The sequence below is a fragment of the Oleiharenicola lentus genome, assembly GCF_004118375.1.
GTDB lineage: Bacteria > Verrucomicrobiota > Verrucomicrobiia > Opitutales > Opitutaceae > Lacunisphaera > Lacunisphaera lenta.
In genome coordinates this window covers 558,154-576,867 of record NZ_SDHX01000002.1, presented here as the reverse complement: position 1 = coordinate 576,867, position 18,714 = coordinate 558,154, and the positions used below count along the sequence as shown (strand labels likewise).

General features: G+C 66.5%; 15 protein-coding genes. 4 read left to right on the top strand and 11 right to left on the bottom strand.

The features are described from left to right. Window positions 1–7 precede the first annotated feature (7 nt). Entirely contained in the window at window positions 8–706 is a 699-nt protein-coding gene (gene pyrF / locus ESB00_RS16260; protein ID WP_129048841.1) for an orotidine-5'-phosphate decarboxylase, read from the bottom strand. A 106-nt stretch (window positions 707–812) separates the two neighbouring features. Here pyrF and ispE point away from each other — a divergent pair, with 106 nt between their 5' ends. The 3 genes from ispE to ESB00_RS16245 all read left to right on the top strand — a co-directional run bounded on the left by ispE (window position 813) and on the right by ESB00_RS16245 (window position 4,516). Further along, a complete protein-coding gene (gene ispE, locus ESB00_RS16255) occupies window positions 813–1,706 on the top strand; it encodes a 4-(cytidine 5'-diphospho)-2-C-methyl-D-erythritol kinase (protein WP_129048840.1) in 894 nt (297 codons plus the stop codon). Window positions 1,707–1,758: 52 nt separating this feature from the next. Further along, the gene (ptsP, locus tag ESB00_RS16250) at window positions 1,759–3,522 is read left to right on the top strand and encodes a phosphoenolpyruvate--protein phosphotransferase (protein WP_129048839.1); all 1,764 of its coding nucleotides are present in this window, start codon (window positions 1,759–1,761) and stop codon (window positions 3,520–3,522) included. A 67-nt stretch (window positions 3,523–3,589) separates the two neighbouring features. Next, window positions 3,590–4,516: a transglutaminase-like domain-containing protein gene (locus ESB00_RS16245; RefSeq protein ID WP_129048838.1), complete on the top strand. Its 927-nt coding sequence runs from the start codon at window positions 3,590–3,592 to the stop codon at window positions 4,514–4,516. Window positions 4,517–4,522: 6 nt separating this feature from the next. On the opposite strand, the gene ESB00_RS16240 is transcribed toward ESB00_RS16245, so the two are convergent. From ESB00_RS16240 to ESB00_RS16230, 3 genes are all read right to left on the bottom strand, one after another. Next, the gene (locus tag ESB00_RS16240) at window positions 4,523–4,987 is read right to left on the bottom strand and encodes a DoxX family membrane protein (protein WP_129048837.1); all 465 of its coding nucleotides are present in this window, start codon (window positions 4,985–4,987) and stop codon (window positions 4,523–4,525) included. Between the two features lie 74 nt (window positions 4,988–5,061). Beyond that, window positions 5,062–6,000 (bottom strand): ArsR/SmtB family transcription factor, encoded by a 939-nt coding sequence (locus tag ESB00_RS16235; protein WP_129048836.1) that lies wholly within the window; start codon window positions 5,998–6,000, stop codon window positions 5,062–5,064. A 210-nt stretch (window positions 6,001–6,210) separates the two neighbouring features. Continuing rightward, a complete protein-coding gene (locus tag ESB00_RS16230; RefSeq protein ID WP_129048835.1) occupies window positions 6,211–8,061 on the bottom strand; it encodes a GreA/GreB family elongation factor in 1,851 nt (616 codons plus the stop codon). A gap of 44 nt (window positions 8,062–8,105) precedes the next feature. Between ESB00_RS16230 and ESB00_RS16225 the strand changes: the two genes are divergently transcribed. Continuing rightward, window positions 8,106–9,416 carry an RsmB/NOP family class I SAM-dependent RNA methyltransferase gene (locus ESB00_RS16225; RefSeq protein WP_129048834.1) on the top strand — a complete coding sequence of 437 codons (1,311 nt, stop codon included), beginning with the start codon at window positions 8,106–8,108 and terminating at the stop codon, window positions 9,414–9,416. A 75-nt stretch (window positions 9,417–9,491) separates the two neighbouring features. On the opposite strand, the gene ESB00_RS16220 is transcribed toward ESB00_RS16225, so the two are convergent. The 7 genes from ESB00_RS16220 to purD all read right to left on the bottom strand — a co-directional run bounded on the left by ESB00_RS16220 (window position 9,492) and on the right by purD (window position 18,686). Next, window positions 9,492–10,637, bottom strand: coding sequence for an aspartyl protease family protein (locus tag ESB00_RS16220; RefSeq protein ID WP_164976259.1), 1,146 nt, complete (start codon window positions 10,635–10,637; stop codon window positions 9,492–9,494). Window positions 10,638–10,735: 98 nt separating this feature from the next. After that, window positions 10,736–12,076, bottom strand: a complete 1,341-nt coding sequence (locus tag ESB00_RS16215; RefSeq protein WP_164976258.1) for an MFS transporter — start codon at window positions 12,074–12,076, stop codon at window positions 10,736–10,738. 52 nt (window positions 12,077–12,128) lie between these two features. Next, window positions 12,129–14,744, bottom strand: a complete 2,616-nt coding sequence (locus ESB00_RS16210) for a CHASE domain-containing protein (RefSeq protein WP_129048831.1) — start codon at window positions 14,742–14,744, stop codon at window positions 12,129–12,131. Window positions 14,745–14,827: 83 nt separating this feature from the next. After that, window positions 14,828–16,096: a serine hydroxymethyltransferase gene (locus ESB00_RS16205; RefSeq protein WP_129048830.1), complete on the bottom strand. Its 1,269-nt coding sequence runs from the start codon at window positions 16,094–16,096 to the stop codon at window positions 14,828–14,830. Window positions 16,097–16,186: 90 nt separating this feature from the next. Further along, window positions 16,187–16,678: an arsenate reductase/protein-tyrosine-phosphatase family protein gene (locus ESB00_RS16200; protein WP_129048829.1), complete on the bottom strand. Its 492-nt coding sequence runs from the start codon at window positions 16,676–16,678 to the stop codon at window positions 16,187–16,189. An 80-nt stretch (window positions 16,679–16,758) separates the two neighbouring features. Continuing rightward, window positions 16,759–17,394, bottom strand: a complete 636-nt coding sequence (locus ESB00_RS16195; RefSeq protein WP_129048828.1) for a hypothetical protein — start codon at window positions 17,392–17,394, stop codon at window positions 16,759–16,761. Continuing rightward, the gene (gene purD, locus ESB00_RS16190; RefSeq protein ID WP_129048827.1) at window positions 17,391–18,686 is read right to left on the bottom strand and encodes a phosphoribosylamine--glycine ligase; all 1,296 of its coding nucleotides are present in this window, start codon (window positions 18,684–18,686) and stop codon (window positions 17,391–17,393) included. The genes ESB00_RS16195 and purD overlap by 4 nt, the downstream gene beginning before the upstream one ends. Window positions 18,687–18,714 lie beyond the last annotated feature (28 nt).

Here is an 18,714-nt window from a genome sequence, read left to right as displayed (position 1 = left end):
TTGGGGATCAGGCGCCGTTGAGCTCGGCGAGGATGGCGCGGGCGGCGGCGGCGGGATCGGCGGCCTTGAGGATGGGGCGGCCGACAACGATGTAACTGGAGCCGGCGCGGGCGGCCTCGGCAGGTGACATCACGCGCTTCTGGTCGTCGCCGCCAGCCTCGCCGGAGGGGCGGATGCCGGGGGTGACCAGTTGCGTGGAAGCGGGGAGGGTACGGCGGAGCAATTCGACCTCGAGCGGCGAACAGACCAAGCCGCGCAGGCCGGAGACGGTGGCGAGCTTACCGAGGCGGGCGACCTGCTCGGCGGGCGAGACGCCCACGCCGATTTCGTTGAGGCCGGCGGCGTCGGTCGAGGTCAGTACGGTCACGCCGAGGAGCAGGAGGTTGGGATTGGTTTTTTCCTGGGCGGCCTTGGCGAAACGCATCATTTCGCCGCCGCCGGAGGTGTGGAGCGTGAGCATCTTGATCGGCAGCGGCCCGAGCGACTCGACCGCCTTGCCGACGGTGTTGGGGATGTCGTGCAGTTTCAGGTCGAGGAAGATGTCGAAGCCCATGCCGGCGACCTCGCGCACGTAGTTCGGCCCGTAGGCGGTGAACATCTGGAGGCCGAGCTTCACCCAGCGGAGCTGGCCGCGCAACTGGCGGAGGATCGGCGCGGCTTCTTCGCGCGTGGGGACATCGAGGGCGAGGATCAGGTCGCAGGGCATCGGGGCACCACTAATGGACACTAATGCACACTAATCAAAGAGAGAAATGCGTCGGGCTTTTGGGCTAGGAGCGCGTGGGAATATCGTGCATGAGTGGTGCCGCCGCATGGACGTGACCGTTTTCAGCCCCGCGAAGATCAACCTGTTCCTGGCCGTGACCGGCCGCCGGGCGGATGGGTTCCATGACCTTGTGTCGGTGGCGGCGCCGCTGGACTTCGGGGACGAGCTGAAGGCGGAAACCGGTGGCCGGAGAACGGAGGCCGGGGGAGTTTTTTCGTTGGAGTGCGACCAGGCCGAGGTGCCGGCGGATGGGAGCAACCTCGTGCTAAAGGCAGCGGAGGCCTTTGCGAATGCCACGGGGTGGCGCGAGACGGTGCGCTTCAAACTGACCAAGCGCATCCCGATGGGCGCGGGCCTGGGGGGCGGCAGCAGCAACGCGGTGGCGGCGTTGCGGGCACTGAACCGGCTCTCCGGCGACAGGCTTGAGGCCGCCGGTCTCGAACGCCTGGCTGCGGGGTTGGGGTCGGACTGCGTGCTGTTTTTGCGTGATGCGCCGGTGGTGATGCGCGGACGCGGCGAGCGGGTGGAATTGCTGCCGGTGGCCGCGACGGAGCGGTTGCGCGGGCGTTCCGCGCTGCTGTTCAAGCCCGGATTCGGCATCAGCACGCCGTGGGCCTATGGGCGCATGGTGGCGCGCGGCACCGACTACCTGCCGGCGCCCGAGGCCGAGACCAAGCTGGCGGCATGGCTGGGCGGGGCGGCGCCGGCTGAGGAACTTTTGTTCAACAACATGGAGCCGGCGGCGTTTGAGAAATACCTCGCGCTGCCGGTGCTGCTGGAAAAATTGCGTCGGGAGTTCGGGGTCGCGGCCGCCATGAGTGGCAGCGGCAGCACTTGTTACGCGTTGTTGCGTGACGGGCAGGTTACATCGGCCCTGATTGCCCGCATCCGCGAGTTGTGGGGGACGGAAATTTTCATGCGGGAGGCGCGGCTGGCCTAGTTCCGCATTGACCGGGTCGCGCGCCGGTTCGTTAATTGCGCAGCGCGCCGACATGCCGACCCCCGCCAAAAGCGAAATTATCGTCCAGGGCCTCGCCGCTTCCAAAGGCATCGCCTACGGACAGGTGTTTCTCTACCTGCAGAGCGAGCTGGAGATCCCGCGCTACTCGGTGGACCCCGACAAGCGGGTGGCCGAGATCGCGCGCTTCGAGCAGGCGCTGATCGCCACGCGCCAGCAGGTGGCCAAGATCCGCGAGCAGGTCACCCAGAACCTCGGCGAGGAGGAGGCGCTGATCTTTGACGCGCACCTGATGGTGCTGGAGGACCAGGCGCTGATCGGCGAGACCATCCGCGATTTCCAGAAGAGCGGCCTGAACATCGAGACCTGCTTCAACGCCGTCGCCCAGCGCTACATCCAGGCCTTTGCCGAGATTGACGACGAGTATCTCCGCGAACGTGCCGCCGACATCAAGGACGTGGCCAAGCGTGTGCTCCATGTGCTCCTCGGCCAGACCGCCGGCAGTCTCACGGAGCTGGTGGACAAGCGGATCATCGTGGCGAACGACATCTCGCCCTCCGAGGCCGCGGGGATCGACCGCAGCGCCGCGCTCGGCATCGTGACCGACGCCGGCAGCCGCACCAGCCACGCGGTGATTGTCGCCCGCTCGATGAAGATTCCCGCGGTGGTGGGCGCCGAGGGCCTCACCACCCGCCTGAAGGACACGGATTGGCTGCTCGTGGACGGCTACGAGGGCGTGGTGGTCATCAATCCGTCGGAGCAGACGCTGTTCCGCTACGGCAAGATCCAGAAAGCCAAGCAGACCTTCGAGTCGCGCCTGCTCGCCGCCAATGACCTGCCGGCCGAGACCCTCGACGGCGTGGCGGTCTCGCTGCGCGCGAACATCGAGAAGCCCGACGAGATCGCGCTCGTGAAGCAATACCGCGCGGCCGGCGTGGGACTTTACCGCACAGAGTTTCTGTTCCTCAGCACCGACCGGATGCCGACCGAGGACCAGCAATACGCCGCCTACCGGGAGATCGTGGCCGGCCTGGCTCCGGCGCCGGTGACGATCCGCACGCTGGACGTCGGAGGCGACAAGCCGTTGCCGGGCGATCCCACGCTGATCGGGCCCGAAGCCAATCCTTTCCTGGGGTTCCGCGCGATCCGCATGTGCCTGGAGAATCCCGAGCTGTTCAAGACCCAGCTGCGCGCCATCCTGCGCGCCAGTGCCCACGGCAAGGTCGAGGTGATGTATCCGATGATCAGCGGCGTCGAGGAGCTGGACCGGGCGAACAGCCTCCTCGCCGAAGCCAAGGCCGAGCTCCGGCAACGCAATCTCGCCTTCGACGACAACGTCAGCGTGGGCACGATGATCGAGATACCGAGCGCCGCGATCGCGGGCGACCTGCTGGCCGAGCGCAGCGGATTCTTCAGCATCGGCACCAACGATCTCATCCAATACCTGCTGGCCATCGATCGCGGCAACAGCCGCATCGCCCACCTCTACGATCCCACGCACCCCGCGGTCATCCGCGTGCTCCGGCAGATCGTGGAAACCGGGCATGCCCGCGGCCTGAAGGTCAGCGTGTGCGGCGAGATGGCCGGCGATGCCCTCTACGCGCCCCTGCTGCTCGGCCTGGGCGTGGACGAGCTGAGCATGACGCCCACGCTCGTGCCCTCCGTGCGCTACCTGGTCCGGGCGATGAAAATGAGCGACGCAAAGAAGCTTGCCGCCGAGGCGCTCAAGCAGAGCGATGCGAAGAAGACCTTCGCGCTGGTCGAGGCATTCTACAACGAACGGATGAAGGCGGAGTAGGCAGGTCTTCCCCGCACCCGACCGATAGAGGTTGCGTTGGCCGGCTTTGTGCAGCCCGCTGGGCATCATGGCGACGTCCAGCTCCCCATCGCCCGTGCTTGATGTGACCGTGCGCGTGGGCTGCAGCCTGGTTTATGAGGTGACCGGCTCGGCCATGCTCCTCCTGAATCTCCAGCCCTGCCGCAACCGCAACCATGAGGTCGTCTTCCAGGCACTTTCCCTGGGCGACAACCTGCCCGCCGAGCAGTTCAGCGACAGCCATGGCAACCAGGTCAGCCGGGTGCAGCTGCGGCCGGGGAGCAATTTCTTCCGGCACGACGCCATCGTGCGGGTCTCTTCCCGGCCGGACAACCATGACTTGGTGGACCGGGCGCCGCAGGCCGCGGTCGCCCTGCCGCCGGCGGTCCTGCGCTACGCCATGCCGAGCCGGTATTGCGACTCGGACAAGCTGGCGAATTTCGCCTGGGAGAAATTCGGCACCGTCGAGCACGGGTGGGCGCGCGTGCAGGCGATCAGCCGCTGGATCCACGACAATCTGGAATACCGCTACATGTCCGGCCGGCCCGACCTGTCCGCCTGGGATGTGTTGCAACGCGGTTACGGCGTGTGCCGGGATTTCGCCCATCTCGCGATTGCCCTGAACCGCTGCTTCAACGTCCCGGCACGCTACGTGACCGGCCATCTGCCCGACATCGGCTGGCCCGACCCGGAGGGGCACATGGACTTTCACGCCTACGCCGAGGTCTATCTCGGCGGCGAGTGGTTCACCACGGATGCGCGTTTCCATGCGCCCCGCATCGGCCGGATCAAGGTGGCGTGCGGGCAGGACGCCGTGGATGGCGCCTTCTCCACGATTTTTGGCGGAGCGACACTGAGCTACTTCCAGGTCTGGGCCTACCAGGTGGCGCGCGGCACGGTCGGAGTCGGCGACCCGCTGGACCTGACCCGGCGGCTCGACAACCAGTGGACCGTGCGCACGGACCCGACCGGATGATCAATCCTATCGGCCCGCCAAAGGCGCGGGCCGCGGACGCAGGATCGGGGCGAGGCGGTCGTAGTCCCAGCAGAGCAGGAAGCCGCTGCCGAGCAGCATCAGGCCCGTGATGACCGGGGTGCCGCTGAAGTGCATCGAGAGCGTGATGAGGAAGATGTTCACGATGATTGGAAAGTAGAGCACCGCCCCGAGCGTGGTGGTGCGCGGGATCAGGAGAAGGAGGGCGGCCAGCAGCTGGGCCGCGCCGAGGAAGTTCCAATACCAGCCCGTGCGGTAGAGCCCCTCGAAGAAGAAGCCGACGGGGTTTTCCAGCGGCAGCGTGGTGAAGCGGTGGCCCACGAGCTTGGTCCAGCCCGACGGCAGAAAACCGAGGGCCAGCAGGACGCGCGTGAGGATTGCCAGCCGGGCCAGCCAGCGGTTGCGCCGGGCGGCGGCGTGCAGGCGATCGAGGGAGGCCCAGACGGCGGACATGGGGAGCAGTTTACCCGATCGATGCCGTGGCGGGGCATCAGACCGGTTGGGCGGCGGAATCGCGCGAGCGGCGGTTATTTTCCGCCCTTCAAGCCGCTGGCCAGCAGGGTCTCGAAGTGCGGCTCGTTCTCCTCGCGGGCGACGATATTGACCTCGACCTTGGTGAAGCCGGCGGACTTGAGGAATCCGTGCAGGGCGCTCTCCTTGAAGCCGAGCCAGAGATCACCGTAGGCTTCCCGGGCCTTTTCGAAGTCGTGCTCCTTGAGATCGAGCACGAGGAGCTGGCCGCCGGGCTTGAGGATGCGGAAGGCTTCGTTGACGGCGGTCTGCGGGTGGCTGGCGTGGTGCAGGGCCTGCGAGAGGATGGCGAGGTCCACTGACTTGTCGGGCAGGGGCACCTGCTCGATGTCGCCGAGCTTGTAGGTGAGGTTGGCCAGGCCGTTCTTCTTCGCGAGTTCGGTGCCGACCTCGACCATCTTGGGGGAGTTGTCGATGCACCAGACCTTCTCGGCGCGGCGGGCGAGAAGCTGGGAGACGAGGCCCTCGCCGGCGCCGAGGTCGGCCACGGTGATGGCGGGCACGAGGCGCAGCGCGAGATGGCCAAGGGCTTCCCACGAACGCCCGGGGCAGTAGCCCTTGCCGAGACGGCCGGCGATGAGGTTGAAATACTGCTCAGAGTGCTGGCGGCGTTTCTGCAGCGTGCGCTCGAGGCTGCCCCGATCCTCGGCCGACTCCGGCAGGTCGGCCACGGAGTCACAGGCGGCACGGAGCACGGTGAGCAGCTTCGGGCTCAGGTCGGCGCGCAGGGAATAGAAGGCCTTTTTGCCGTCACGACGGTCGCTGACAAAGCCAGCCTGACGGAGCAGGCCGAGCTGGGAGGAGATGCGGGACTGGCCCATGCCGAGGATTTCCTGAAGTTCGGCCACGGAAAGTTCCTCCTTCAGCAGAAGGGCGAGCAGGCGGAGCCGGGTGGGGTCGGAGAGAACCTTGAGACTGTCCCAGGAGTCGGTCATGCGGCCCCAGACCTATGGGGAGAAAGCAGGCCTATGACAATTTATGATTTACGATTTCAGATTTACGATTGTCCGGCCCCGTGAGGTGGGATGGCAAAACAAGGACATCCGGACGTTCCGGCGGCGGCGGAAAACAAAAAGGCCGCGCATGTGGCGCGGCCGGTGAGGTGAGCGGGGTGAGGGCACCCCGCCTCCAAGTTAAGCCAACGCTCAGGACTTGGCGTCCACGAAGCGGGTGATGCCGGCGAGCTGATACTCGTGCTGCACGCCACCGATCTTGAGCTTCACATGCTCGCCGACCTTGCGGCCCAGGAGAGCCTGTCCGAGCGGGGTCTTGTAGGCGATGCGGTGGGTTTCAGGATCGCTGTCCCAGGCGCCGAGCACGGAGTAGCGGACAGCCTTGCCGCTGGCGACATCGCGGAGGTCCACGACGGTGCCGACGGAGACCTGGTCGGTGGTGGCTTCGGCGAAATCGGTGATGCGGGCGCGGGCGAGGTCACGCTCGAGCTGGGCCTTCTGGCCCATGAGGACGGACTGGTCCTGCTTGGCCATCTTGAACTCGGAGTTTTCCTTGAGGTCGCCGTGCTCGCGGGCCGTGGCGATGGCCTTGGAGTTGTCGGGGATGCGCTTGGAGACGATCTCCTCGTATTCCACGCGCTTCTTCTCGTAGCTGTCGCGGGACACGAGCAGCTGGTCTTCCTTGGAGTCGGCCTCGCCGGAGACGAGCGACTGGAGGGAGGGGAACAGCTTGATGAAGCGGGCGAGGAGAGACTTCTTGGTGAGCTCCTCAAAACCCTGGTTGAGCAGCAGGCTGTTGCCGAGGTCGCGGGCGGTCTCGGTGTCAGCCGTGGCGAGCAGGTCGGAAATGAGCTCGGCGTCGTCGCTCAGGGCCTCGGCCAGGGGGATGCGGCGGGTGCCGGCGGACTGCAGGGCTTCGTAGTCGATGGCGAAGAAGATCGCCCCGAGCAGGCGCGGGTTGATGAGGTCGTGCAGGAGCTTGCCGAACTTCTTCGAGTGGCGGTTCTTGATGATCCAGAGCAAGACCGGGGCGCGGAGATTCTGTTCGGTCTTCCAGCGTTTGAGCACGGCGGCGAGCTCGTCGGCCTGGCCGTTCTCCAGGAGGAAGTTGATGCACTCGGTGGTAAACTTGCCCTGCGAGGTCTTGAGGAGGGCGAAGGTGATCTCGCGCCACTCGAGGGGGTGGGTTTCCTTCACGAGATCGAGGAAACGGGACTGGAAGTGTACGGGGATCTTCTCGGCGATGGCGGGCAGGCCGCGGACTTCCTTGATCAGCTCGGACTGGTTGGGCGAGTTGGCTCCGACGTCGTGGCCGAGAATCTTGGCGAGCTCATCGCGCACAAAGGCGCCGTAGAGGCGCTCGGCGGCATCGAGCTGGTTGCTGTCGCGCACGGCCTCGGTGATGCCGTTGAGCACGGTGCCGAGCGACTGCTTCGCCTCGTCCTTGATGGAGGCGGCGAGCAGATCTTCGGCGAGGGAGATGCGGCGGCGCGCGGAGCGGGTGTTGGAGAACTCCTCCATGATCTCCGACTCGGCGGTCACAGGCTCGTCCCGGAGCACGTAGAGCTCGGTCTTCTTGGCGGGGACGCCGACGCGGGGGTCCTTGATGAGCTGCTTCTTGACGCTGGTGAACCACTTTTTGAATTTCTCGTCGCCAACCACCTGCGCGAGAACGATCTCCAGCTCAATCGCGCTGGCGGCATTGTTCGGGTAGGCGGAGAGGGTGTCGATCACGAGCTGGACCGGGTCATCCTCGATGAGCTGCTTGATCTTGGCCGGCTCGGTCTCCTTGCGGGCGAGGATGTGCTTGGGCGAGAGCACGTCCATGCTGCCGACGCAGAAGGACGGATCCATGCGGTGGCCTTTCTTGCCCTTGAAGTCGATGACGAGCTTCTGGTCGGCGTCGTCGTAGTCCTTGATCTGGCCGAAACCCCAGCTGCGGTGGACAACGTAGGAGCCGGGTTCCATCGCCTCCAGCTTGGCTTTGGACGCCTTGAGGGCGGGTTGCTTGCTGAGGATCGCGGAGATGGCTTCAGAATTCATAATTGCGTATCGAGTCGGTGAACCGATTAGTTCAGGCGACAATGATGAGGGATGTCAAACAGGGTTTAAATCCGGCTCCGGAAGTCTCCAAGCCCCAGCCGAGCGGCTGGGTGGCGGCCGCCGGGCTGGTCGAGCGATGGCTGGCGCGGTCCGAGCGCGTGGATACGCTGCTGGAAGGACTTGCGGCGGGTCTGAGTCCGCAGGAGCGCGCCCGGGCGCAGCAGCTGTTTTATGGCGTGGTCCGCTGGGCCAGCCGGCTGGAGGCCGCCCTGGCCGGCCTGATGGCCCACCAACCGCGCACCAAGGTGAAGGCCGTGCTGATGATTGCCGGTTTCGAACTTTTGGAAGGCGGGCCGGACCTCACGGCCAAGGTTATTCATCACGCCGTGGAGCGGGCCAAGTCGGTCACCAGCCCCAAGGAGGCCCGCCTGGTCAACGCGGTTGCCCGCAAAATGGCCGACCGGCTGACCGTGAGCCCCGCCGACCTGGCCACGGAGTTTGCCCATCCAGAATGGCTGGTGAACCGGTGGACGAGGCAGTTTGGCCTCGAGACCACCCGAAAACTCCTGGAGTGGAACCAGCAGCCCGCGCCGGTTTATGCCCGCTGGCGGTCGGACGCCCCCGTGCCCGCCTTTCTGGCCCCGACCCAGTGGGCCGGATTTTATGAAGTGAAGGCCGGGCATTGGGACGAAATCCGCAAGCTCGCGACCGAAGGGGCGCTCTACCTGCAGGATCCCTCCACCCGCCTGTGCATCGGTTTGTTGGCGCCTGTGGCCGGCGAATCGATCCTCGACGCCTGCGCCGCGCCGGGCGGCAAGAGCCTGTTCATCGCCGACACCATGAAGACCGGCAAGGTCGTCGCCCTCGACGAGCCTGCGGCCCCCGGGAAACCCGATCCGCGGCTCCAGCGCCTGAAGGAAAATCTGTCCCGCGCCCCGCACGGGGTGAACGTGGCGATGGTCGAGGCCGACCTCGCGAAGGTGAACACCGTGTTCTACCGCAACCTTAGTCTCCCCGAGAGCTACGATGCCGTGCTGCTCGACGCGCCGTGCTCCAACACCGGGGTCATGCGCCACCGCATCGACGTGAAGTGGCGGTTGCAGGACGGCGATTTTGCCCGACACGCCCAACAGCAGCTCTCGCTCCTGCACGCCGCCGCGCGGCTGGTGCGTCCCGGTGGCCGGTTGGTTTATTCGACCTGCAGCGTGGACGCCGACGAAAACGACGGCGTCATCAAGGCCTTCCTCGCGAGCCGCGTGGGCAGCCGGGCCAAGCTGGTGCGCAGCGTCCAAGCCTATCCCTGGACCGACGGGCATGATGGCGCCGGGGCGTTTTTGTTCGAGATGGTGAGCTAAGCAGCAGCCTGCGCTCCGCGTGCGCTTGCCGGGTGAGTTGCGATCAGCCCGCGCGGAACGCGGGCTCCACCCGGTCTACGGCACCAGCTCGAAGACCTGCACCTCGTGGTCGGATTCCTGCGAACCGGAAAGGAAAGTGTAGGTGATCCGGGGCGAGGTGCGGACCAGCTCGGCGTAGCGTTCGAAGGTCCAGTGCTCGATCAGTTCGCCATTGATGCGCACGCAAAGGTCGCCGGGCTGGGCGGGAAGTTTGCTGTTGGGCGTGTCCGGCACCACCGCGAGCAGGCGCCAATAGTTGGGGAAACGGCGGAAGGAGAGGCCGGTGCTCCGGCGGCCCGTCATCTCGACCGGGCCCTCGGCAGCGCGGGCCAAGGTCACCAGGTGGCGCTGCTGGTCGAAGGTGATGCGGAAGTTGCGCAGCAGTTCCCCGCCGAGCGAGGAGAGCTGGTCGGTGAGATCCACCACCGGCTGGTGCACCACCAGGTTGCCCAGCGTGATGTTCTGCTGGAGGCGGCCGACGAGCTGGCGGTTGTCCCCGTGCAGGGAGGAAACGATCATGCCGACGCGCGGACCGTGGACGAAGCGCGGATTCAGACCGGCGGGATTGAGCGAGAGGCCGAGGTCGCTGCCGGTGTCGAGGAGGGCGAAGAAGGACTCGTTGCCCATCTGCACCGGCACGAGCGGGGTGGTCTGGTCGCGATTGTAGGCGAGCACCGTGGTGCGGGCGTTGTTCACGATCGCGGGCGCGACGACAGGGTGCGGGGCGATCTCGAGCTGGGCGGCCGGGTAGTCGAGGGTGAGCAGCGTGTCGCGGAACAGCGGGAAGCCCACGACGCCGTCAATGGTCACGCCGAGGTGCGCCGAGAGGTCGGAGAAATCATAGACGATGGCCGGCACGCGGTCGAAGTGGGCGTCCCCGAGCTGGAAGTGGCGGAGGATGATCGCGGGCAGGGTGACTTCCCGGCCGTTGGCGCCGCGCACCGGGAGCGTGCGGGGCGGGGTGCCCTTGCGTTCCTTGCGCTTGAGGGCGTCGCCGAGCGCCGGCGACACGAGCATCACCGACGAGCCCGTATCGACCATGAAACGGTAGGTCTTCCCGTCATCCTGTTTCGCCTCGACGAGGAAGAAATTCGAGAGGATGCGGGCCGGTACGCGCACCGGCTGCGGCACGACGCGGGTCGCAGCCGGCGACCGGTCGCCACGGCTGATGCAGCCCGTCATGGCCAGAAGACAGAGGACGGTCGTCAGAAGACAGAACAGCCTGGCCGGCCGAAGACCGGCCGGGATCGCGGCGGTGGTCCGTGGTCTGTGGTCCGTGGTCATTTGTGCGGCCGCGGCAGGCCGGTGCCAAGGGCGGCGGAGACGAGCAGGATGACACTGGCGATCACGAAGGTGATCGTGCCGCCCGAGTTGAAGAAAAGCCAGCCGGCAACGGCCGGGCTGAGCGCCCGGGCAAGGAAGCCGAGCGACCGGTAAATGCCGAGGACCTTGCCCTGTTCCTCGGGCTTGGCATAGAGCGAGACCAGCGAGGAGAGGGCGACGTTGGCGAAGCCCGAGCCGATGGTGCTGAGCGTGAGCATCAGATACATCAGCGGGGCCGATTTCGCGACGCCAATGGCGTAGCCGAGCCCGGCGAACGCCACGCCAATGAGCGCCATGCCGGCGACGGCGGAAAATTTTTCACCAAGCTTCGGCACGAAGCGCCGCGCGAGCACGCCTTGGGTGACGATGGAAACGAGGCCGATATTGACGAAAATCAGCGTGAGGTCGCGCGGGCTGTAGTGGAGGGCGTCGGCCGTGAAGAAGCTGATGACCGACTCGAAGAAGCTGAAACCGAAGGTCACCACGAAGCCCACGAGGTTGACGCGGCGGATGGCGGCGTCGGGTTGCTGGAAGAGGGAGTGCAGCGGGTTGCGCTCGCGCAAGGTTGCGGCCGCCCCGCCGCGGGCCTCCGGGGGCAACGTCTCGGTGAAACGGGCCTGAACCCAGAAGAGGTTGAGCAGGCACAGGGCGAAGGCGATGGCCGCCGGCACGCTGAACGGATGGACGCCCCACGCCGCGAGGCCCGGCCAGCGGTCGAGCAGGTTGAACCCGGCGGTGAGGCCGCCGATGGCCGGTCCGGTCAGGAAACCGAGGCCGAAGGCCACGCCGACAATGCCCATTCCCTTGGCGCGGTTCTCGCGCGAGGTCACGTCGGAGACCGCGGCGATGGCCACGGCGATATTGCCGCCCATGATGCCGCCAAGAATGCGGCCGGCGAAGAAGAGCAGAAAATTGCCGCTGAAGAACAGCAGCAGGTAGCTGAAGGCGTTGCCCGCGATGGTCATCAGCAGCACGGGCCGGCGTCCGGTGCGGTCGGAGCGGGCGCCCCAGACCGGCGAAAAAACGAACTGCATCAGCGCATAGACCGAGCCGAGGGCACCGGCGAACAGCGCGCCGGTGGCCAGGTCGGAGGCGTGTGCGGCGTGGGCCAGCGCCTCCAGATGGCGGATGAGGGTGCCCAGCAGGCCGCCCTCAGCCTCGCGGTTCACATACCACTCCAGCATGGCCGGGCCGACCGGGAAGAAGATCGAGAAGCCGATCAGGTCGATGTAGAGTGTCAGGAAGATGACGCCCAGGGAGAGCGGCTTGGCGGGTTGAGCTGGCGTGGCGGAAGTCACAAAAGCCGCCAAGTTGAGCGAAACCGGCCCGCGCGCAAAGCTTGTTTCCGGCTCAGCCGAGCAGCGGCTGGACCTTGGCGGTCAGGGTTGCGACGTCGAAGGGTTTGGGCAGGTAGCCGGCGATGCCGAGATCGGCGCAACGCTGCATGATCTCCCCTTCGCTGAAGCCGCTCATGATGATGGCCCGCAGGTCCGGCCGGATTTCCCGCAACCGGCGCAGAGTCTCGTCGCCCGAAAGGCCGGGCATGGTCAGATCGAGCAGCACGAGGTCGATCGGTCCCGCATGCGTGCGCAACAGTTCGATCGCGGCTTCGCCATCGGCGGCTCCGAGGGCGGTCACCCCGAGAACGGTGAGGGTCTGCATGCCAACGAGTCGCACCGATTCCTCATCATCCACCACGAGCACGGTTCCGCGCAATGATCCCGGAATGGGCGCAAAGGGGGCGCGGGTGCCGGCGGCCTGGACCTGGGTGGCCGGGAGGAACAGTCGGAAAGTCGTCCCTTTGCCCGGGGTCGACTCGACGAACAGCGCTCCGCCGTGACTCTGCACGATGCCGAGCACCGCGGCGAGGCCGAGGCCGCGGCCCGAGAATTTGGTGGTGAAAAACGGCTCGAAGATGCGGGCCAACACCTCCGGGGGCATGCCGCTGCCGTTGTCGCTCACCTCCAGGCCGACGTAGCGGCCGGCCGGCCGCTTGGGCGAGTGGATGGCCTCCTCGAAGAACGCGGCGGCAAGGTCGTGGGTGGCGGTGCGGACGATCACGACGCCGTCGGCGCGCTGATCCATCGCGTCGGCGGCGTTGATGACGAGGTTCATCACGATCTGGCGCAGCTGGGTGGCGTCGCCCAAGACCGCGGGCGCCTGGTCGTCGAGCTGCAGGTCGAGGCGCACGCGCTTGCCGACGCTGATTTCCAGCAGGGCGGCGGTGTCGCGGATAAGTTCGGAGAGGTTGACCGGGGCGGTGAGAACGGTGGCGCGGCCTGCGTAGGCCAGCATCTGCGAGCAGAGATCGGCGGCGCGTTGGGCAGCGCGTTCGATCTGCGCGAGCTGGCGGCGGACCCTGTGGTTTTCGGGCAGGTCGAGCGCGGCGAGCGAGGCGTTGCCGAGGATGGAGGTGAGGATGTTGTTGAAGTCGTGGGCGACGCCGCCGGCCAGCACCCCCAGACTCTCCAATTTCTGGGCCTCGAGCAGCTTGCGCTCCAGCAGGCGCTTGTGTTCCTCGGCGGCCTGGCGGTCGGTGATGTCGGTGGCGATGCCGCAGAGGGCGTAGGGTCGGCCCCGTTCGTCCAGCAGCGGGAACTTGTGGGTGAGGTAGAGGGTCTTGTCTGCCGGATCGGTGGACCGAATTTCGAACTCTATCGGTTTGCCCGCGGCCAGCACCTGGGCGTCCATCTCGCGAAACCGGCGGGCATCTTCCCCCGGGACAAAATCCCCGTCGAGCCGGCCGATGATCTTTTCGCGTGGGCAGCGGCTGTAGCGGCAAAACGCCTCGTTGCAGAGGAGGAAGCGACCCTCGAGATCCTTCAGGAAGATCAGTGCGGGGCTGTGGTCCAGGATGTCCTGTAGCCGGGCCTCGCTGGCGCGAAGCTGGCGGGTGCGCTCGTGCACGACGCGCTCGATCTGGGCGGTGCGCTGGAGCAGGCTGTTCACGAACAGCGCGAGCAGCGCTGTGATGATCAGGCCGGCGCCGAGGATGATCCGCGGCTGGTTTGACCGGGACAACCGGGCCCATTCCGCATTCTGCCGGATGACCATTTTCCAGGTGCGTCCGCCCATGATGAAGGTCGTCTGCAGGTCGGCCGGATCATCGGCCGGGAGGGACAGGGACAGGCGGGGATTGTCGCGCAGGGGCTCTGCGCCGCCGAAGTTCGCATAGAGCACCTGGGGGTTGGTGCCGTCGCTCACGTCGAAATAATAGGTGTCCAGTGCCTCGTTCGTCGTCAGCTGGTGGGATTGGGAAAGCATGGTCTGCACGAGGAAGACCCCCTGCAAGAAGCCCTCCACGCCGCGGTCCGAGCCGTTGGTGCGCCAGTAGGGCAGGATGAAGATCACTCCGGGCTCGGACTGGCCGGGGGTGGACTGGGCCAGACGCAGGACGGGAGTGACCTTGAACTGCCGGTCCGTGCGGGCGGCTTGCAAGATGGGGGCGGTCGGCGCGGTCAGCACGTCGTAGCCGAGCACGGCCTCGTTGCCGGCCAGGGGCTCGAGATAATTGATGACGAAATATTCCGCTCCGACAGCCGCGGGCAGGAGCGAGCCATCCGCCTGACGCTGCCGGATGAGGAAGGGACGATTCAACTCGCCGGCAACCTGTTGCTCAAACGCGGTTCTTTGCTCGTGAGGCACGATCTGCACCCACTGGAGCGCTTGCACGCCGGCATGGCGCTCGAACAGCGAGCGGCTGACGCGGCCAAATTCCTCGCGGCTGACCGTGGATTGGCCGATGAAGGCGTCGCGCAGGTTGTAAACCATCTCCTGATAGGCGCTGAGGCGCTGCTGGGCGACAGCGGCCTGGGTCTGGGCCCGGCTCAGGAACGCGGTGCGGAGACGTTCGCTTTCCTGACGGGTGGCCAAGTCCCACATCAGGACCGAAAGGGAGGCGCCGAGCAAGAGGACCAGCGCGACGGTGCCGCGGCGATACTTGGTCAGAAAACTCGACGGGGCCATGGGGCGGAGGCTAACGGATGGAGCGAACTACGCCACGGAAAACTGGCCGGGCCCGGGCCGGGTTTCCGTGACGGACGGCAGGCTCAGAGCTTGTAGGGCAGCGGGAAGCGCGAGGTCAGGGTGACGACCTTCTGCTTGGTGGCGGCGATGATCGCGGCCTCCTCGGGCTTGCCGATGGTGGAGAGCACGCCGTCGATCAGGCCGGCGATCTCGGTCATGTCGGCCTCCTTCAGGCCGCGGCTGGTCATCGCCGGGGTGCCGAGGCGGATGCCCGAGGCCTGGAAGGGCGAGCGGGTCTCGAAGGGCACGGTGTTCTTGTTGCAGGTGATGTTGGCCTTATCGAGCGTCTCCTGGGCGACCTTGCCGGTCAGTTCGGGGAACTTGGCGCGGAGGTCCACCAGCATGAGGTGGTTGTCGGTGCCGCCGGAGTTGATCTTGTAGCCGCGGGCCACCATGGCGGCGGCGAGGGCCCGGGCGTTGGCGATAACCTGGCCGCTGTAGGTCTTGAACTCGGGCTTGAGGCACTCGCCGAAGCACACGGCCTTGGCGGCGATGACGTGCATGAGCGGGCCGCCCTGGCCGCCGGGGAACACGGCGGAGTCGATGGCCTTGGCGTGGGCCGCCTTGCAGAGAATGAGGCCGCCGCGGGGGCCGCGCAGGGTCTTGTGCGTGGTGGTCGTGACGAAGTCGGCGTGCGGGAACGGCGAGGGGTGGTGCCCGGTGGCGACGAGCCCGGCAATGTGCGCGATGTCGGCGAAGAGCAGGGCGCCGACCGAGCGGGCGATCTCGCCCATGCGGGCGAAGTCGATCACGCGCGAGTAGGCCGAGGCGCCGACCGTGATCATCTTGGGCTTCTCGCGGAGGGCGACGGCGGCGAGCTCGTCGTAGTCGATCAGGCCGGTGTCCTCTCGCACGCCGTATTGCACGAACTGGTAGAGTTTGCCGGAGAAGTTGGCCGGGTTGCCGTGGGTGAGGTGTCCGCCGTGGCTGAGGTTCATGCCGAGGATCTTGTCGCCCGGCGTGAGGACGGAGGTATACACGGCGAAGTTGGCCTGCGAGCCGGAGTGCGGCTGGACGTTGGCGTGTTCGGCGTTGAAGAGCTTCTTCGCGCGCTCGATGGCGAGGACCTCGACCTTGTCCACCTGCTCGCAGCCGCCATACCAGCGCTTGGCCGGATAGCCTTCGGCGTATTTGTTGGTGAGCACGCTGCCCATGGCCTCGATCACGGCCGGGTAGGTGAAGTTCTCCGAGGCGATCAGCTCAATGTGGCTCTGCTGGCGGGCGAGCTCGCCGGCGACGACGGCGTAAACTTCGGGATCAAGCTGGGACAGGGGGGCGGCGTTCAGGGACATGAGAGATTTTCGATTTAGGATTCTCGATTTTCGATTAAGGTCCAAGCAGAGCGGACCGGAAATCAAAAATCGAGAATCGAAAATCGAAAATCAGGCCTTCCGGCCCTCCACGAGTGTCTTAAGGAAGGCCACGATGGCCGGCACAGCCTCGACCATTTCGTCGCGCACAGATTCGTAAAGCTTCAGCGGGCCGCCGTAGGGGTCGCCGATCTCCTTGCTGGCCGGCGGAGGCAGGAAGTCGCGGAACAGGTAAAGATGCTCCGGCACCGGCCGGGCCCGGGCGCGGATGATGCTGCGGTGCGACTCGGTCATGCCGAAGACCACGAGGGCATCGTCGAGCATCTTCTGGGTGAGGCCCTGGCTGTGCAGGTGGCTGATGTCGATGCCCACCTTGCGGAGCGCCACCACGGAGTTTTCGGAGATTGGTTCGCCGGTGTGCGCGGCGACGCCGGCGGAAATGACCTTCAGGCTGCGGAGCGGCTCGGGCTGGGCTTGGAGCGCGTGGGCGAGCAAACCCTGACCCATCGGGCTGCGGCAGATGTTGCCGGTGCAGACGACGAGGATGTGGCCGGGCGTGGGCATTTAGCGGAGGACAGTGGGCTGAGGACGGAGGACAGCCAAGGCAGGAAATGGACCATGCCAGCGCGCGCAGGGACGTCAAATCACCGCTTCAGGGCCTGCAGTGCCCGGTGCAGGTGCAGGGCGCGCTGGAGCACGCGGTCGGTCAGGCGAGCCGGTTTTTCGGCGGCCGGGGCGGACGAGACCACGGGCGGAATCACTTCGGTCTGGCCGTTCTTGAACTCCAGCACGAGCGCCGCCTCGTCGTAGCGCTCCTTGTCCATCTTGCCGGAAATGAGTTCGGCGAGAGGCGTGCCTTGCGTCAGTGCATCGAAGGCGCGGCGGTCGTCCGCGGCGGTCTGCAACACCACGACCTGCGGCTCGGGGCGCGAGCCCTTCACCCCGAGGGTGATGAGTTTGGTCTGGCTCGAAGCGATCGCGCCGACGACCGGCACGGGTGTGGCGGGGCTGACCAGAACATAGAGTCGCGGTTTGGCCGGGTGGGTGGCCAGTTCCTGACGCAGCGTTTCGCCGGCATCGCGTTCGTCGAGCGGGTAGCGCAGGTCGAGCACGAGCGCACGGGACTTGAGCAACGCGCTGGCGATGGCCTCGCGCTCCAGGACGATGGAGTGGATGCGCAGGTAACTGACGTCGGCGGCGAGCTCGACCGGGGTGGCGGCGCGGGCCAGCGGGCCGAGCACGGAGGACAGGAGACACAGGACGGACAGCAGCGGTCTCATTGGCGGTTCAACTGACGGGCGCCGATGTCGCGGCGGTAGTATTTCGAGACACACTGGATCGCCTCGCAGGCGGCGTAGGCGCGGTCGGCGGCTTCACGCAGTGTCGGCGCGAGCGCGGTGACGCCGAGCACGCGGCCGCCGTTCATCACAATCTGGCCGGTGGCGTTCTTTGCGGTGCCGGCGTGGTAGATGAAGGTGGCAGGGGGAAGGGAGGAGGGAGAAGGGAAAGTGATGACATCACCTTTCGGGTAGGCGTCGGGATAACCCTTCGCGGCGACGACGACGCAGATCGCAGCCTCGGGGCGCACGTCGAGTTGCGCGCCGTGCAGTTCACCGCGGGCGGCGGCCCACAGGAGCGCGAGCAGGTCGTTCTTGATGCGTGGGAGCACGACCTGCGTCTCGGGGTCGCCGAAGCGCGTGTTGTATTCGAGCACGCTTGGGCCGTCCTTGGTCAGCATGATGCCGATGAACAGCGTGCCGCGGAAATCGATGCCCTCGCTCGCGATGGCGTCCACGGAGGGCTTTACGATCTCGCGGTCGATGCGGGCGAGCAGGTCGGGCGTGACGACCTCGGCGGGCGAGTAGGTGCCCATGCCGCCGGTGTTGGGACCGGTGTCGCCGTCGCCGATGCGCTTGTGGTCCTGCGAGACGGGCAAAATGACGTAGTCGCGGCCCGACACGACGACGAGGATCGAGGTCTCGTCACCGAACATGCAGTCCTCGACGAGGATCTGGCTGCCAGCGGAACCGAATTTGTTGCCCGCAAGCATGTCTCGCACCGCCGCCTCGGCCTCGACGAGCGTCTGGGCGACGATCACACCTTTGCCGGCCGCGAGACCGTCGGCCTTGATCACGATCGGCGCGCCGCGCTGGCGGACGTAGGCGAGGGCGGGCTCGATCTCGGTGAAGATGCCGGCCGGGGCGGTCGGGATCTTGTATTTTAGGAGGATCTGCTTGGTGAAAACTTTGGAGGCTTCGAGGCGGGCGCCGTCGGCCTTGGGGCCGTAGGCGGGAATGCCGGCCTTCGTGAGCGCGTCCACGAGGCCAAGTGAAAGCGGCACCTCGGGGCCGACGACCACGAAGTCGACCTTCTCCCGCTGTGCAAGGGCGACGAGGCCGGCGATGTTGTCGGCGGCGACAGGAAAACAGGTGGCGTCGGCGGCGATACCGGCGTTGCCGGGTGCGCAGAGCAGCCGGGGCTTGGCTGGAGACAGGGCAAGCGCCTGGGCAAGCGCGTGCTCGCGCCCGCCGGAACCGACGATGAGGACGGTGGAGGGAAGTTGTTTAACCACGGATGACTCCAAGATGGGCACGGATGAG